Source organism: Dyadobacter alkalitolerans DSM 23607 (assembly GCF_000428845.1).
GTDB classification, from domain to species: Bacteria; Bacteroidota; Bacteroidia; order Cytophagales; family Spirosomataceae; genus Dyadobacter; species Dyadobacter alkalitolerans.
On record NZ_AUAS01000006.1, the window covers coordinates 267,937 to 285,291 of the forward strand.

Annotated in this window: 10 protein-coding genes; all 10 read left to right on the top strand. The window is 46.9% G+C overall.

The genetic code is table 11. The features are described from left to right. The first annotated feature begins 164 nt into the window (after positions 1 to 164). The 10 genes from G395_RS0114420 (at position 165) to G395_RS0114465 (ending at position 17,221) form a co-directional block, all read left to right on the top strand. Positions 165 to 3,476 (top strand): TonB-dependent receptor, encoded by a 3,312-nt coding sequence (locus G395_RS0114420; protein WP_229204175.1) that lies wholly within the window; start codon positions 165 to 167, stop codon positions 3,474 to 3,476. 27 nt (positions 3,477 to 3,503) lie between these two features. Next, positions 3,504 to 4,943, top strand: coding sequence for a RagB/SusD family nutrient uptake outer membrane protein (locus G395_RS0114425; RefSeq protein ID WP_026630694.1), 1,440 nt, complete (start codon positions 3,504 to 3,506; stop codon positions 4,941 to 4,943). 32 nt (positions 4,944 to 4,975) lie between these two features. Then, complete coding sequence (locus tag G395_RS0114430; protein WP_026630695.1) at positions 4,976 to 6,637, top strand: FAD-dependent oxidoreductase; 1,662 nt, start codon at positions 4,976 to 4,978, stop codon at positions 6,635 to 6,637. Positions 6,638 to 6,758: 121 nt separating this feature from the next. After that, positions 6,759 to 8,000, top strand: coding sequence for an MFS transporter (locus G395_RS0114435; RefSeq protein ID WP_211237778.1), 1,242 nt, complete (start codon positions 6,759 to 6,761; stop codon positions 7,998 to 8,000). 41 nt (positions 8,001 to 8,041) lie between these two features. Continuing rightward, the gene (locus G395_RS0114440) at positions 8,042 to 8,563 is read left to right on the top strand and encodes a gluconate 2-dehydrogenase subunit 3 family protein (protein ID WP_229204176.1); all 522 of its coding nucleotides are present in this window, start codon (positions 8,042 to 8,044) and stop codon (positions 8,561 to 8,563) included. A gap of 29 nt (positions 8,564 to 8,592) precedes the next feature. Then, on the top strand, positions 8,593 to 10,305 hold the full coding sequence (locus G395_RS0114445) for a GMC oxidoreductase (RefSeq protein WP_026630698.1): 1,713 nt from the start codon (positions 8,593 to 8,595) through the stop codon (positions 10,303 to 10,305). A 164-nt stretch (positions 10,306 to 10,469) separates the two neighbouring features. After that, complete coding sequence (locus G395_RS0114450; protein ID WP_026630699.1) at positions 10,470 to 11,135, top strand: RNA polymerase sigma-70 factor; 666 nt, start codon at positions 10,470 to 10,472, stop codon at positions 11,133 to 11,135. A 53-nt stretch (positions 11,136 to 11,188) separates the two neighbouring features. Next, positions 11,189 to 12,196: a FecR family protein gene (locus G395_RS0114455; RefSeq protein ID WP_229204177.1), complete on the top strand. Its 1,008-nt coding sequence runs from the start codon at positions 11,189 to 11,191 to the stop codon at positions 12,194 to 12,196. A gap of 19 nt (positions 12,197 to 12,215) precedes the next feature. After that, positions 12,216 to 15,689, top strand: a complete 3,474-nt coding sequence (locus tag G395_RS0114460; RefSeq protein WP_026630701.1) for a SusC/RagA family TonB-linked outer membrane protein — start codon at positions 12,216 to 12,218, stop codon at positions 15,687 to 15,689. 26 nt (positions 15,690 to 15,715) lie between these two features. Continuing rightward, entirely contained in the window at positions 15,716 to 17,221 is a 1,506-nt protein-coding gene (locus G395_RS0114465; protein ID WP_026630702.1) for a RagB/SusD family nutrient uptake outer membrane protein, read from the top strand. Positions 17,222 to 17,355 lie beyond the last annotated feature (134 nt).

Sequence of the window (17,355 nt, forward strand, 5' to 3'; positions counted from 1 at the left end):
ACGATCCGATAAAAAACAGAAAGAATAATCCATAAAAAAGAGCCGGCAATGTTCCCGCATCACCGGCTCCGAATAATCCCTTTTGGTTGTCGCCATTTTTTCCTCCTATGCGGAGGCAGGGACCGTTTTGCCAGCTTTTGAATCATAACAAAACAATCAAATCTATGAAAAAACCCTTTAAATACCGCCAGGTATTACTTTGGACGATGCGAATAACAGCTACACAATTGATATTTGCCATATGGTTCATTGGAACCGGCCAAGCCCACGACAGCAACGCGCAGTCGCTTCTATCTCAGAAAATTACGATTAAGGCCAGCGGCAGTGAAGTCAAGAAAGTGCTGGGCCAGGTGGAAAAGCAGGCTGATGTCCGGTTTGTGTTCAGCTCCAAACTGATCAAATCGGCCAGAAAAGTGACAGTTAATGCGACCGAAAAACCTTTATACGAAGTCCTTGACCAGATACTGACGCCCTTGGAGCTTGAATACGAAGTTTCAGGGAAAATAATAATCCTTAAAAGACAGGACGCTCTTCCGCCGACTGAAATCCCTTCCAAAAGCATTTCGCCCAAGCGTAACCTTACGGGCAAAGTGGTGGATGAAATGAACGCGCCACTTCCAGGAGTGAGCATTGTGGTGAAGGGAACGCAAACCGGCACAGCAACCGACGCCGATGGCGGTTTTACGCTGGATGTGCCTGATAATGGAGTCCTTGTGCTCAGTTTTGTAGGTTATATAACCAAGGAAATTCCGGTCGAAAATCAGAGCACGATCAACATTACGCTTGAAGCCGATGTGAAATCACTGAGCGAACTAGTGGTGGTGGGTTATGGAGTTGTTAAAAAGTCTGATTTGACCGGATCGGTTGCTTCAATCAAATCCACAGAATTGAATGCTTACCCGGCAACAAACCTCATGCAATCACTGGCCGGACGCGCGACAGGTGTGCAGATTTCGCAAAACACAGGCGCGCCGGGAAGTCCTATCAGCGTACGGATCCGGGGAACAAACTCGGTTCAGGGTGGTAACGAGCCGCTTTACGTGGTGGATGGCTTTCCTTATTCCACCAGCCCGACATTGCTGAACAATGCCGATGTTGAATCCATTGAAATCCTGAAAGACGCTTCTGCAACAGCTATTTATGGTTCAAGAGGGGCGAATGGCGTGGTCTTGATCACAACCAAAAAGGGAAAATCAGGCAGGATCAGCGTGGACCTGGACAGTTACGTGGGTTTTCAAAAGCCGAGGAAGAAAATTGAAATGATGAATGCCAATGAATATGCACAATTCTACAACGAACAAGCTGCTAATGACGGACTTGCGCCGCATTTTACACAAGATGAAATCAATGGTTTCGGCACAGGAACCGACTGGCAGGATCTGACACTTCGAACAGCTGCCATTCAAAACCACTCGGTTTCAGTAAACGGTGGAAATGAGAAAACACGCTTTTCGGTTTCAGGAAGCAACTTCAATCAGGGTGGTATCATTGTTGGAAGCGATTATGTGCGTAACTCCATCCGCGCTAATCTGAGCACCGATTTTACCAAAAAGATTAAGTTCGATATCAATACGATTTTAACCCGCATCGACACGGAGCGCAAAAATTCAAGCGGTGGAAACAGGGGTAACTCATTGATTTCGGCTATGCTTTCGGGCTATCCGACTGTTAGTGCACGTTTGCCCGAAGGTGGTTATTCCAATTTGGCCACGGTTTATTCCTGGGGTTCCAATGTGATCACCAATCCGCTGAACTTCATCGAGCAGCAAACGGATCATCTTCGTTCTAATAAAGTGCTTGCCAACGGAGCGCTTACTTACACGCCGCTGGAAGGGCTTTCTATCAAAATTTCGGGTGGGATCGAAAATACAGATGACCGCGGAGACTTTTATACAACTAAAAAATTCGTGAATTCCCTGGGGTCTGCGGCAATCAATACCATGCAGACAACCAGCTTGCTGAATGAGAATACGGTGAGTTATGTGAAGGAAATCGGCAAACATAATATTTCCGCCGTTGGTGGTTTCACTTACCAGGAGCTAACACAAACAGAGCTTAACACAACTGCAAGCGGTTTCGTGAGCGATATCCAGGAATCATTTGACGTAGGAGCCGGCGCAACGCAGGGTGTGCCAAGATCGAGTTATTTTAAATGGTCTCTTTTGTCTTATCTGGGCCGGTTAAATTATTCTTTTAACGATAAATTCCTGGCAACGGTCAGTTTCCGTGCGGATGGTTCCTCACGTTATACCGAAGGCCAGAAATGGGGTTACTTTCCTTCGGGATCCATTGCGTATCGTTTGTCGGAGGAGAAATTTATCCAAAATATACCCTTCATTTCGGACCTGAAAATCCGTGTGGGTTATGGCGAAACGGGAAGCACGGCCATTGATCCGTACTACACATTAAACCAGCTGTCGTCCAACAAAGTGGTTTTTGGAGACGCCTTAACAACTTCCTATGCACCGGGCTTACGCCTTGCCGGACCTTTGAAATGGGAAACCACATCGCAGTCCGACATTGGATTGGATATTGGTTTTTTCCAAAACCGCTTCTCGCTGACATTGGATTATTATATCAAAAATACGCGTGACCTGCTCAACAACGTGCCTCTGCCTTCATCACTGGGCTATGCTTACACCATTGATAATGTAGGAAAAGTGCAGAATAAAGGTTTTGAGGTCTCGGCCAATGCCAACGTGCTTACCGGCGCTTTCAAGTGGAATGTGTCTGCCAATGCATCTATCAATAAGAACAAAGTCTTGAAATTATATGGCGGCAATGATGTTCTGGGCCAGGCAATAGACATTTCGGTGATTAATGACAATGTGAATGTGCTGCGCGAAGGCGAATCCATCGGGACTTTTTACGGATACATTGAAAAAGGCTATGATGAAACCGGCAAGATCGTTTACGAAGATTTTAACGGAAACGGCGCGCGTGACATTGGCGATAAGCGCATCATCGGAAACCCGAACCCGAAACTGATTTACGGTTTCAATTCGAGCATGAATTACAAAAATTTCGAGTTGAATGTGTTTATTCAAGGCACGCAGGGGAATGATATCTTCAACCTGAGCTCTGTAAATCAAACCATGGATTACGGTCAGGCGCTGAATATGCCGCGTGAAGTTTTTGAAAATCACTGGACGCCTACCAATACCAATGCCAAATATCCTTTGATAACAGGCAAAGTGTCGCAAGCGCAGGTTTCGAACCGGTTCGTAGAAGACGGCTCTTACCTGCGTTTCAAGAACATTCAACTGAGCTACAATGTGCCGGTGAAAAACATCAAATGGCTTACCAGTGCGCAGGTTTATGTAAGCGCACAAAACCTGATCACATTCACCAAATATTCCTGGTTTGATCCTGAAATCAGTTCCTATGGCAGCTCCAACTCGATCCGCATGGGTATTGACCATTACAGCTATCCTACTGCAAAAACAACGACCATCGGCTTGCGCGTAGGTTTCTGATCAATCAAAAATTAAAATTTAACTGTAATGAAAAATATAGCTATCTGTTTAATACTCGCCCTTTCCCTGATGGCGTGTGAAGACGTTCTGAAAGAAGAGCCAAAATCACTGGCTGCCGAAGTTTTTTATAACACCCCGGACGAAGCACGTGCGGCGGTGAATGCTATTTACGGTCCTATGCGCGGGCCTAATGGTTTGAGTGTCAATTATCCAGCACAGCAGGAGGGCTTGCCGGATTACGGCAATTCGCGGGGCAGCCAGACGCCCGTGAGTTTATATCAAGGGTTAGATAATACGAACATTACCCGTGTCGGGGCGATCTGGGATGCCTTTTACCAGTCTATCCGGAATGCCAACATTGTGATCGAAAATGTGCCGAAAGCGAAAGAAATTTCCGAAGGTGACATTGCCAAGTTTGTGGCAGAAGCCAAATATCTGCGTTCGCTGATCTATTTCGCAATGGTCCGCAACTGGGGTGGCGTTCCTTTACGGACGGAAGCAAATATGACGGTTACAGACCTTAAACGCGCCAGTGTTGAGGAAGTTTATGATCTGATTTTGAGTGATGCATTGAATGCGGAGCAGTTTCTGCCCGATGCTCCGCCGGAAGTAGGACGTCCTACGAAATGGGCTGCGAAAACATTGCTTTCGGAGATCTACATGTATCAGGAAAAATGGAAAGAATCCAGCGAACGCGCCAAAGAGGTGATCGCGTCGGGAAAATATTCATTGGTGCCTGTGAGTGTTTCGGAAGATTTTCAGAAAATCTATGGTCCGGAAGTCGTATCCACTCCCGAAGAGATCTTTTATTTCAAATTCTCGCGTCAGCAGGGTTTTGGACTGGTTGGCTACGCGCACCGTGCCATTGGTCCGTATCGCTATTATGGCCCGGGCGGTGTATATGCACAGTATACAGATTCGACTTCCAATTCTTTTATCAAAACCTGGGATATGAAAGATTTGCGTAAAGCCCACATCTTGTATAATGTGGATGTAGGACTTGGCCCCAACACCTGCCTGTACCGGAAATTCCGCGACCCTGTGGCGACAGACGGCGGTGGAAATGACTATCCCTGGTATCGTTATGCCGATTTGTTGCTATTCCACGCCGAAACCGCAGCCAGGGCCAATGGCGCGCCAACGGCCGAAGCATTGGAGAGTTTGAACAAAGTCCACCGCAGGGCTTACGGCTATAATGCAGAAACTGTGTCACCAGTGGATTTCAAGCTCACAGGACAAACATTAACCTCATTTATCGACCTCGTGGTGCGTGAGCGCGGCTACGAAACCATGTACGAAAGCAAGCGCTGGCTCGACCTGAAACGCCTGGGCATTGCCAAAAAGCGTATTAAGGAAGTGAAGAACATCGACATTGCCGACAAGCACATGATGTGGCCGATCCCAAATTCAGAATTGCTTTATAACAAGGCACTTGACCCTGCCAAAGATCAAAATCCAGGTTACTGATTATTCCTATTCCCAACCAACAATTAATGACAATGAATAAGTATTTGATTTATCTGATTGCATTTTTTTTAGTAGCAGCCAGCCCTTCATGCTCGGAAAAGAAGAAGGAAGAAGCAAAAGACGCCCTAACCGCCGACGTGATCATTTACGGAGGAACTTCCGCGGCGGTTACAGCTGCTGTTCAAGTGATTAAGTCTGGTAAAACAGTGCTCGTAGTTTCGCCGGATAAGCATTTGGGCGGGCTTTCTTCGGGAGGTCTCGGATTCACGGATACGGGCAACAAATCCGTGATCGGCGGACTTGCAAGAGAATTTTATCATCGGTTATACCAGCATTACGACAAGCCCGAAGCCTGGAAATGGCAGAAAAAGGATGAATATGGCAACAAAGGCCAGGGGACTCCTGCGATGGACGGAGCTGAGCGCACCATGTGGATTTTCGAGCCGCACGCAGCTGAGCAGGTTTTTGAGGATTTTGTAAAAGAAAACAACATTAAGATCTACCGCGACGAGTGGCTCGATAGAGATAAAGGTGTTGAGAAAAAAGACGGCAAAATTGTTTCTATCAAAACACTTTCAGGCAAAAAATTTGCTGGTAAAATGTTCATTGATGCAACTTACGAAGGCGATCTGATGGCTTCGGCGGGCGTAAAATACCATGTAGGACGTGAGGCAAATAGCGTTTACAATGAAAAATGGAATGGTGTGCAGGCCGGTGTTTTCCAGCACGGACATTATTTCAAGAAAAACATCAGCCCGTACAAAGTAGAAGGCGACCCGAAAAGCGGCCTGTTGCCATATATCAGCGACGAGCCTATTGCAGAAAATGGCTCGGGCGACAACAAGATCCAGGCTTACTGCTTCCGTATGTGCCTTTCGTCAAATCCTGATAACCGCATTCCGTTCGAAAAACCGGAAGGCTATGACGTTGCCAACTACGAATTGCTGGCCAGGGTTTACAAAGCAGGCTGGGGCGAAACATTTGATAAATACGACCCGATTCCTAACAAAAAGACCGATACGAACAACCACGGCCCGTTCAGCACCGATTTCATTGGTGAAAATTATGATTATCCGGAGGCAACTTACGAGCGCAGAAAAGAGATCATTAAAGCCCACGAGTTGTATCAGAAAGGCTTGATGTATTTCCTAACCAATGATCCCCGCGTACCCGCGGACGTGCGTAAAGAAATGAGCAAGTGGGGTCTGCCAAAAGATGAATTCAAAGACAACGGCGGCTGGCCGCACCAAATTTACGTGCGTGAAGCGCGCCGCATGATCTCGGCCACGGTGATGAACGAAAATCATACGATGGGCATCACGCCGGTAGAGCAGCCAATCGGAATGGGTTCGTATGCACTGGATTCGCACAATGCGCAGCGTTATGTGAAAAAAGATGGCTATGTGCAAAACGAAGGGGACATTGGTGTGCACCCAAAATCGCCTTATAGCATTTCCTATGCCTCTATTGTGCCTAAAAAAGAGGAGTGTGAAAACTTGTTCGTTCCGGTGTGCCTTTCCAGCTCACACATTGCCTACGGATCAATCCGTATGGAGCCTGTTTTCATGATTTTAGGACAAAGCGCAGCAGCGGCCGCCGTGCAGGCGATTGACACAAAAGTGGCCGTTCAGGACGTGGATTATGCGAAATTGAAAGAGCAGCTTTTAAAAGACAAACAAAAATTAGAATTGTAATATATTATTTTGTCAATTACATTTGCAGCCTAATTTTTGATGTATAAATGGTCAATAGCCGGGTGAAAATCCGGCTATTTATTTGAAACGATCACAACTCCTTAACCCCATAATAATCACAATGGCCACCATTACTGCTGAGCGATCAGACTTTTCCCATCTTTTTAGTGCCCCCGTCATTGTCGCTGCCCTTGGATATTTTGTTGATATATATGACCTGCTGCTTTTCGGGATTGTACGCTTGCCCAGCCTTGCCTCACTCGGTCTTTCGGAAACAGAAATTTCACTGACTGGTGCCAGCATCCTGAACTGGCAAATGACAGGCTTGCTGCTGGGCGGAATTCTCTGGGGTGTTTTGGGGGACAAAAAAGGGCGCTTATCCGTGCTTTTTGGCTCTATTATTACTTATTCCCTTGCCAACATTGCCTGCGGTTTTGTGCAGGATCCCACAACTTACAAGCTTTTGCGATTCATAGCAGGCATCGGGCTCGCCGGTGAACTGGGTGCCGGAATTACATTGGTTTCCGAAATTTTACCAAAACATTTACGCGCCATAGGCACATCATTGGTTGCCGGAATTGGCCTTTTGGGCGCAGTAGTCGCCTATTTTACCGTGGAATACTTCGATTGGCGTTATGCATATTTCATTGGCGGCGGATTGGGAATTTCGTTGCTGCTGCTGCGAATCGGCGTTTTTGAATCAGGGATATTTAAAGATATCAAGAATCAAAAGCATGTTGAAAAAGGAAACTTCTTCGCGCTTTTTACCAATAAAGACCGGCTGATCCGTTATCTCAAATGCATCGGGATCGGGCTTCCGACCTGGTTTGTGATCGGGATCCTGGCCACATTCAGCAACGAATTCGGGAAAGCGCTGGGCATTTCGGAGGCCGTAAAACCCGGGTTATCCATCATGTGGTGTTACGTTGGGTTGTCTATGGGTGACTTATGCAGTGGTTTTTTAAGTCATTGGCTGGAATCGCGCAAGAAGGCTGTATTTTATCTGATGATATTTACGTTAATATGGAGCGTCGTTTATTTGTATGCCGGAATTAAATCTGTGTCAACATTTTACGGCGTAGCAGCATTGCTGGGGTTTGGTATTGGTTACTGGGCCATGTTTGTCACCATTGGTGCTGAGCAGTTTGGGACCAATTTGAGAGCAACAGCAGCCACAACCGTGCCCAATATGGTGCGCGGGACCGTAGTGGTTATGACAACATTATTTGCTACTTTTAAAGACTCGTTTTCAGTCATTAATTCAGGAGCGCTGGTCGGAATCATTTGCTTTGCGATAGGCCTTTTCTGCATTCTGACAATTCCCGAAACCCACGGCAGAGACCTTGACTTTCTGGAAGAATAAGCTTTCAACAGCGTAACAACAACATTCAAAACATAAAAACAATGGAGAGACGCGTGGCGCTTAAAAGCATGGCACTGGCCATGGGCGCAATGGCGGGACTGCCTGCATGGGCATCCGGATGGAGCAAAAGCGCTTTGGAAAAAGGCACATTGCTTTCAGCCGACCAGTCTAACATACTGACCGGAATGGTGGAAACCATTATTCCAAAAACAGACACGCCCGGCGCAGGCGAACTGGGCGTAGGTGGTTTTGTTCAAAAAATGGTGACGGATTGCTACGACAGCAAAGCGCAGGCAAGCCTGAAAAGCGGTCTTTCTAACCTGGACGAACAAAGCATTCAACGTTTTGGTAAATCATTTGCGGATGCGGGCAAAGACCAGCGAATGCAGCTTTTGCAGGACATTGACAAAGGCAGTGACGCGAGCCAGAAAGCGTTTTTAGGAATGGTTAAAAACCTGACCATCCAGGGTTATATGTCGTCCGAATACGTGATGACGAACCTGACCCATTACGAAATGATCCCGGCACGTTACCACGGCTGCGTTCCGGTTGCTAAAGGCTAGGAGATCCCTTCCTATCTCACAAAAAAACTATGGCGAATTTTAATATTGACAGTAAAAAAGCCCGCACTTATGATGCCATCGTAATTGGCTCAGGAATCAGTGGCGGCTGGTCGGCGAAAGAGTTGACTGAAAAAGGTTTGAAAACATTGGTTCTGGAACGTGGCCGCGATGTGCAGCACATTAAGGATTACCCTACAACCAACATGATGCCCTGGGAATTCGAACACCGCGAAAGACTTCCGAAAGAAATTACCGACGCTAATCCGATCGCCAGCAGATGCTATAATTTCAAGGAGTCCTCTGCGCACTTTTTTGCAAAAGATAACGAGCATCCATACATTCAGGAAAAACCGTTTGACTGGATCCGCGGCTATCAGGTGGGTGGAAAATCGTTGCTATGGGCACGCCAAACGCAGCGCTGGAGTAAATATGACTTCGAAGGCCCGGCACGCGATAAGTTTGCCGTTGAATGGCCGATCGGCTATGACGATATTGCGCCCTGGTACAGCCATGTGGAAAAATTTGCAGGCATTACGGGAAACAAAGACGGCCTCGATACATTGCCGGATGGTGAATTCCTGACGCCACACGAGCTGAACTGTGTCGAAAAATATTTCAAGGAATCTGTTTCAAAACAGTATAAAGACCGGCACATTATCATCGGCCGCGCCGCACATATCACCGACCCACAACAAATTCATTTGGACCAGGGCCGTGCGAAATGTCAGCATCGCACCATGTGTGAGCGGGGGTGTCCTTTTGGTGGATATTTCAGCAGCAACTCGTCCACAATTCCCTGGGCAATGAAGACGGGCAACATGACATTGCGCCCACATTCTGTGGTGCATTCGATTATTTACGATGACAAGAAGCAAAAAGCAAGCGGTGTCCGGGTAATTGATTCCAACACGAAGGAAATGATGGAATTCTATGCCGACATTATTTTCCTGAATGCAGCCGCATTAAACAGCAATTTGGTTCTATTAAACTCCACATCATCCCGCTTCCCGGATGGCTTAGGGAATGACAGCGGTGTGCTGGGAAAATATATAGCATTCCACAACTACCGCGCCACGGTTTCCGGCGAGTACGAAGGTTTTCTGGACTCTACCGAAGAAGGACGTCGTCCAAATGGCGGTTACATTCCCCGGTTTCGCAATGTTTACAAGCAGGAAACGGACTTTTTGAGAGGTTACGCAGCCGGTTTCGGATCAGGTCGTGAGACTTACAACGATCGCAGCGGCTTAGGTGAATCATTAAAATCAGGCCTTTTGAAAACACAATATGGCAATTGGAGCGTAGGGTCACATATGATGGGGGAAACCATTCCAAAAGAAAGCAACTACGTGGCGCTGGACAAAACGCAGAAGGATCCTTTCGGCATGCCGATGTTAAAAATCAATGTGGACTATGACGACAACGATGAGAAAATGATCAAGGATTATATTGAGCAGGTTAGTGAAATGTTTGCCAAGGCCGGCTTCAAAAATATCAGGTCCAATGACAATCACCGCAATCCAGGCAACGACATTCACGAAATGGGCGGCGTACGAATGGGTAAGGACCCTAAGACTTCCATGTTGAATAAATTCAACCAGTTGCACGCCTGCAAAAATGTGTTCGTGACCGATGGCGCTTGTATGACTTCCACGTCTACACAAAACCCCTCGCTTACTTATATGGCCTTGTCCGCACGTGCCGTTGACCACGCAGTGAAGGAAATGAAAGCCAAGAATTTATAGGCTGACAAAAGTATATTGCAAACCGCCACTTCACCGTGGCGGTTTTTTTATTGCTTTGAGACTGCAAACGATATAAATAAAAAAAGTTTTAGTTTTTTCTAATTGAGACTAAGGGGATTCGAGTGCAATAAAGTCTTTTAATTATTACATAAAATAAAGACTCAATGCACGATCCTTTGCTTAACCAGGAATCAAAGCGCACAAGTACATTTGTGTCTCCTTTACAAGAAGGGAAGAGTAATGTCAATGAAATCGATTCTGCCGTTTTTTTAAAGGCAACATTTGAACAGGATCCTGGGAAAGGGCTTGAACTATTATTCAGGCGCTATTATAACCCGCTTTGCAGTCACGCGGTGCGGTTTGTCTACTCCAAACAAATCGCGGAAGACCTGGTAAGTGAAGTATTTTTCCAGTTTTACCGCACCCGGGCTTACGAGAACATTACATCTTCCTATACAAGCTATCTTTTCCGGTCCGTGCGGAATGAATGCTATACGTATATGCGTAGAGAGTTCGGGAAAATGGCCTCCCTGGAAGCGAGTGAAGAAAACACCATTTCAACTTACCATCAGCAGCCCGACGCTGAAATCCATTATAATAATCTTTTTCTGAAAGTGAATGAAGTAATTGCGCGCCTGCCGATGCAATGTCAGAAAGTGTTCTTACTGAGTCGCTTTGAGAATAAAAAATACCACGAGATCGCTGCCGAGCTTCATATTTCGCCCAAAACGGTGGAAGTGCACATTTCAAAAGCTTTGAAACACCTTCGGCTGGCCCTGCGCGGCGAATGGATGATTTCTGCGGGATTAACGCTGGTAAGCTTCATTTAAACCTGAATGTCATGTGTCAAAAGGACCGTGACAACTACTTCGAAACTAAAAACATGATGAAAAAAATTATATCAAAATACACACTGTTCGAGTATTTGGCGGGTCGCGCCAATCCGCTGGAACGTCAGCTTGTAGAAGATTGGATCCGTGAAAAAGATAATGAGGAGACATTCAGTCAATGGCTGATGGAATATGAAACAAAAAGCCCGCAATTTGTTCCGGATCAGGATGCAGCAATCAAATCCCTGCTGCATCGCCTGGAAACGGAGCCAGTTGAAGAATCTTCCAAAACATCCGTAGGCAATGTTCGTCCGAACTTCTTCTCGGCAAGGTCCAACACTTTCTGGTTAATGGCAGCTTCGGTAACATTCGTTGTGGGATTTGGCTGGTGGTTTCGCGAGCCGCTGCAATATAAAACCTACCAAACCGCTTACGGCCAAACGACTGACGTATACCTGGAAGACGGCAGCCGAGTTGCCCTTAACTCAAACTCGAAGCTGAAAATCCCGCGGCTGGGATTTGACGACGACGTAAGGAATGTGATTCTGGAAGGTGAAGCTGAATTTTCGGTAAGCCATACCATTGATCATAAGCGGTTTGTGGTAAAGACATCTGACGATTTCCAAGTGGAAGTGCTTGGGACAACATTCTCGGTGTTTGCCCGTCCGCGGGGAACCAAAGTAGCTTTAAAAAGTGGCAGCGTCCGCATTGACTATTCTCAGGACAATGAGCGCAAGGAAGTCATGATGGAACCTGGCGACATGGCAGTAGTGGATTCAGCCGGGGCTGTTCAGCTGGCCAAAAAACAGGATACCAACACATTTGCGACCTGGAAAGAGCAGCGCTATGTTTTTAATTCCACATCTGTAAAGGACATCCTGGCCATGATCGATGAAAATTTCGGTCAGAAAGTAAAGCTTTCCAATGCAGAGATCGCGGAGCGGACCATTACAGGAAATTTCAAAACGAAGAATGCCGACGAGCTGTTGAAAACGGTTTCAGAGGTTCTCGACATGAAAATAGAGCAGAACGGCGATACCATCATTTTAAAAAACCAATAAATACCTAAATCAATTAACTATGAATATAACGCTATCAGCTAAGCAATGGGTAGCAATCGGGATTGTGCTGATGACGCAATCTTCTCTGGTTGCCCACTCCCAGATTATCGCTTACGCTTCCATTCCCACGCGCCAGCACACCAGTTTCGGCCAGGAAATGAAGTTGAAGAATGTGCTGCTTGATTTGCAGAAACATTATGGAGTTGAGATTATTTTCGAGGACCGCCTGGTAAGATCCGTCAATGTCGCCGTGGGCACACTGGATTTCAATCAGTCACTCGAAAAAAATCTGGGCTTATTGTTACAACAGAACGGTTTGACCTACAAAAGGACGCGGAAAAATACTTTTGTTATTACCGAAATCAGGACAAAAGACGCTGCTCCCGGCAAGCCAACATCCACAGACCAGGCTTTGCTGAACCAGCAGGCGCTGTTGACTTCATCAGGCACGCAAGCGGTGGCAGACAGGACGGTTAAAGGAAAAGTTTCGGACGAATCAGGCAGCGGACTGCCGGGCGTAAGCGTGGTTTTAAAAGGAACCCAACGCGGGACTTCAACCGGCGCCAATGGAGAATTTACATTGGATATTCCGGATGGCGGATCTCAGAATGTGCTGGTAATGAGCTTTGTAGGATATAAATCTCAGGAAGTAACAGTCGGAAGCCAGTCGGCCATTGACGTGACAATGTTACCTGACGAAAATGCACTTGACGAGATCGTTGTTGTAGGTTATGGAACAGTGAAGAAATCTGACCTTACCGGCGCTGTTGGAACAATAAAAGGGGAAGTTTTACAGGAACGCCCTGCATCCTCCCTTAACCAGGGACTTTCAGGCCGCATTGCCGGTGTGAATGTGTCGTCCAACTCGGGTCGGCCGGGTGGGCGCGCGAACATTCGTATCCGTGGAGCGAGCTCGATTTCTGTTTCCAATAATCCGCTGTATGTGATCGACGGAGTGATATTGAATGCAGTGGACCTTGCCAACGGAAGTACACCCATTGATTACATTAACCCGAACGACATTGCTTCCATTGAAGTTTTAAAAGATGCCTCCTCCACGGCCATTTATGGTGCCAGAGGTGCGAATGGGGTAATCCTTGTAACCACGAAGCGCGGAACTTCCGGCGGCGGGAAAGTTACTTACGATACCGACTTTTCCATTGGTATAGCACCTAAAAAACTGCCGGTTTTGAATTCAAGAGAGTTTTTGGCAGTGGAAGAACAGGCTTATGCCAATGCAGCAAAATTCGATCCGGTAGGCTGGGCGACGGGAACCAAATACACCGATCCTAAGCTGAAACGGACTAATCCGTTGCTATTCGATGCCAGTGGTAACCCGCTTTATGACACAGATTGGCAGGATGAAACATTCCAGAAAGCATTTACACAAAATCACCAGCTTGGCTTAACGGGCGGAAGTGAAAAAGGAAGCTACGGCGCATTCCTGAACTACCGGAACGAAAACGGGATCGTGCGCGAATCGTGGCAAAAACGGTTTGCAGGAAGATTTGTATTCGATAGCCAGATCAAAAGCTGGCTAAAAGTAGGAGGAACCCTGGGGTATACCGACCAAAACGAAAAGCAAATTGACCAGTTAGGCGGTGGAGGTATCACGGCCATGCGCCAGGTGCTGGAAGCTTTGCCGATTATCCCGGTTAAATATCCTGACGGAAGATGGGCGAGCAACAGGGATTATCCCGGAATGGAAGGCGGTGACAGCCCATTGCGCGTAGGAGCAGAGCGGTTGTCCTACCTGAGAACCCAAACAATGCTTGGAAACATGTACGCGACAATCAGCCTGGCGCCAGGCCTGGATTTCCGCTCGACAATAGGAACCAACGTGATCAATCAGCGCGAGGACTATTTTGCTGCGGCCGGCTTGCAGTACATTTCAAATAATGGTGATGCCTCTGTCCAGAACAGACGTTTCAATTCATGGCAATTTGAAAACTACTTGACGTATGTCCGGGATTTTGGGAAAATCCATTCCATCAATGCAATGCTGGGTTTGTCGTGGCAGCACGTGGACCGGTTTGAAAATCTTGCCAGAAGCCAGAATTTTACGGATACTTATTTTCAGTTCAATAACCTTGGAGCAGGAGCAACCGCGCTGGCCCCAACTTCCAATGCGCAGGCTTACGGGCTCAACTCTTACTTTGCAAGGCTTAATTATAGCTTGATGGATAAATATCTGGTCACCTTCACGGGCCGGATCGATGGTTCTTCCAAATTTGGGGATGCCAACAGATATGCGTTCTTCCCCTCGGCGGCACTTGCATGGCGCGTGTCAGAAGAAGAATTTCTGAAATCTAGCGCAGCGATCTCCAACCTGAAAATCAGAGCGAGCTATGGCGCTACGGGTAACTCTGAAATTCCAGCTTACCGCGCATTGGCTGGTATGACCAACAATATCGCAAATGTGATCGATTATAGTGTGATTTTTGGTGGTAACCGCGCCATTGGCACGGGCATCAGCCGGATGTCCAACTCGAACCTGCAATGGGAAAAAACGCAGCAGGTTGATTTGGGAATAGAATTGGGCTTGTTTTCAAACAGGCTGAGCTTTGAACTGGACCTTTATCGCAGAAAAGTGAATGAAATGCTGCTTGATGCGCCACTTCCTTTAAGCAGCGGTTACAGCAGCATTTTTACCAATGTCGGAAGCATGGAAAACAAGGGGGTTGAGTTTGCAGTGAATTCTACCAACATTAAAGCGGGTGATTTCTCGTGGAATACGACTTTCAACATTTCTGTAAATAAAAACAAAGTGCTGGCATTGTCCGGCGGCAGTGACATTTTCTCGGGAGCCACGGTAATCCGGGTTGGCGAGCCGGTGGGTTCGTTTTTCGGAAGGGTAAACCAGGGAACATGGTCAACAGCGGAGGCAGATCTGGCAAAGAGTTACGGCGAGCTGCCGGGTGACGTGAAATACGCGGACCTGAACGAAGACGGAGCAATTAATGACCTGGACCGGGCGATCATCGGAAAAGGTATTCCCGACGGTTTCGGAACATTTCTGAACACATTCCAGTACAAAGCCTGGTCGCTGACAGTGGATTTACAATATATGTACGGAAACGACGTGCTTGACCGGAGTATCCACTCGGCAGAAGACAGACAAGGCATTGCCAACAGTTATAAGACAGTGCTGAACGCCTGGACAGAGACAAATCAGAATACGCCGATCGCACAAGTGCGGCCGATCAATGCGGGTTACGACACCAACAACGACAGCCATAAAGTTACCGATGGTTCATTCATCCGCGGACGCAACTTGTTGCTGGCCTACTCGTTCCCGGCGTCGACGGTCTCAAAGCTCAAACTGGACCGCCTGAGAATCTATGGCTCAATCCAGAACTTCTTCGTGACCACCAAATACAAAGGTTATGACCCGGAAGTTTCCAATTCAGGCTCACCATTCGACCAGGGATTTGGATTGTACGATTATCCGAAGCCAAGGGTATTTATGCTCGGACTCAACATTGGTTTGTAAATCTTGACCTTTATTCGAATCATTATATGAATAGTATATCAAAAAAAATCGGACTGTTCACCACCGTGGTGAGTATGTTTTGGGCCACAGGTTGCAAGGATTTCCTGGATGAATCGGATCCCAGCAACTTCACAACTGACAGCTATTTTACTACCCCTGCACAAGGCCGGAGTGCAGTCAATTCTATCTACGCTAGTTTGCGAGAGCCGCTTACAAGCGGATTTGGCGGAGGTGCGTGGATGATGACCGAATTTGCAACCGGACTGGCCGGGACGGATCTGGGGCAAGCTGTCAACAGCTATTTTGTCAAAGATCTGAGGAATACTTCTGATAACGGGTACAGTCAGACTTATTGGGCTGCCTATTACAGGGGCATAGCCAACGCCAATCTTTCCATCGAGAAAATACCCAATATCCCCGCTATTGACCCTGCTGAGGCTAAAATGCTCGTTGGTGAAGCAAGTTTTCTGAGAGCTTTTTATTATTTCAACCTGGTGCGCATGTTTGGCAACATTCCGCTGGTAACCAAGCCGGTGGATCTTACATCCGAGCAATTAAAGCCGACCGCCGCGGCTGCGGAGGATGTGTATAACCTGATTGTGGAGGATTTAAAGGTGGCCGAAGCGTCCGGTTTGCCCTGGACTGATGTGTCAGGAAAAGTGAGCATGGGTGCTGTGAAATCGCTGATGTCTCAGGTTTACCTTACTATGGCTGGTTTTCCCTTGCAAAAAGGTGCTACTCATTATGCACTGGCAGCTGAGAAAGCTGGGGAAGTGATTGACTCGAAGCAATTTAAACTTTTTGCTTCCTATGATGATCTTCACAACCCGGCTAAGAAAAATGTGGAGGAAAATATTTTCATGATCCAGTTCAGGACGCAGATCCTTCCGTCCAACTGGCAGGTGTCGATCATCCCTTACAACAAAAATATCTCGCAATACTCGGACGAAACAGGTGGAATTTACTCAACAGCGGATTTTGTAAAATCGTACGATGCCGCTGATTTGAGGATCAAGGAAAAGCAATTTTTTTACACCAAATTTACCAATGAAACAGACCGTACCAAAGAAGTAGATCTCGGTGGATATTTTATTTACAAACATTTCGATAACGTAGCCCAAACCAGCACCGCCAACAGCGACCTGAACTGGCCTGTGATCCGCTACGCCGATGTTTTACTAACTTACGCCGAAGCTGCCAACGAAGCAACCGGGCCATCGGCTAAAGTTTTGGAAGCGGTTAATGCCATCAGAACACGCGCACAATTGCCCGCACTGACCGGTTTGGCAAAGGATAAATTGCGTGAAGCGATCTGGAAAGAGCGCTGGCATGAGCTGTGTTTCGAGAACATTACGTGGTTTGACATGGTAAGATTGCGGAAAGCATTCAACGTTAAAACCAAGACGTTTGAAAATTACGTAGGCCACAAATTTACTTATGGACCCACGGTAACAGAACGCGAACTGCTGTTCCCGATCCCCACTGCCGAAATCCGTAACAACACGAATCTGCGCCAGAACAACGGATATTAAGCAGTCAGAAACCTTGCAATTGGTGTATTTAGGTTAATAGTTAAGCATATTAAACGTGTAAGCCGCTGGAAATTTTTCAGCGGCTTCTTTGTTGCTGGCATTGTATTTTATCCGTTTGGACTATCATCACCAAA

Bases quoted from the DNA above. Each gene is read 5' to 3' on its own strand.
- G395_RS0114420 (WP_229204175.1), top strand. From the start codon at position 165: ATGAAAAAACCCTTTAAATACCGCCAGGTATTACTTTGGACGATGCGA.
- G395_RS0114425 (WP_026630694.1), top strand. From the start codon at position 3,504: ATGAAAAATATAGCTATCTGTTTAATACTCGCCCTTTCCCTGATGGCG.
- G395_RS0114430 (WP_026630695.1), top strand. From the start codon at position 4,976: ATGAATAAGTATTTGATTTATCTGATTGCATTTTTTTTAGTAGCAGCC.
- G395_RS0114435 (WP_211237778.1), top strand. From the start codon at position 6,759: ATGGCCACCATTACTGCTGAGCGATCAGACTTTTCCCATCTTTTTAGT.
- G395_RS0114440 (WP_229204176.1), top strand. From the start codon at position 8,042: ATGGAGAGACGCGTGGCGCTTAAAAGCATGGCACTGGCCATGGGCGCA.
- G395_RS0114445 (WP_026630698.1), top strand. From the start codon at position 8,593: ATGGCGAATTTTAATATTGACAGTAAAAAAGCCCGCACTTATGATGCC.
- G395_RS0114450 (WP_026630699.1), top strand. From the start codon at position 10,470: ATGCACGATCCTTTGCTTAACCAGGAATCAAAGCGCACAAGTACATTT.
- G395_RS0114455 (WP_229204177.1), top strand. From the start codon at position 11,189: ATGATGAAAAAAATTATATCAAAATACACACTGTTCGAGTATTTGGCG.
- G395_RS0114460 (WP_026630701.1), top strand. From the start codon at position 12,216: ATGAATATAACGCTATCAGCTAAGCAATGGGTAGCAATCGGGATTGTG.
- G395_RS0114465 (WP_026630702.1), top strand. From the start codon at position 15,716: ATGAATAGTATATCAAAAAAAATCGGACTGTTCACCACCGTGGTGAGT.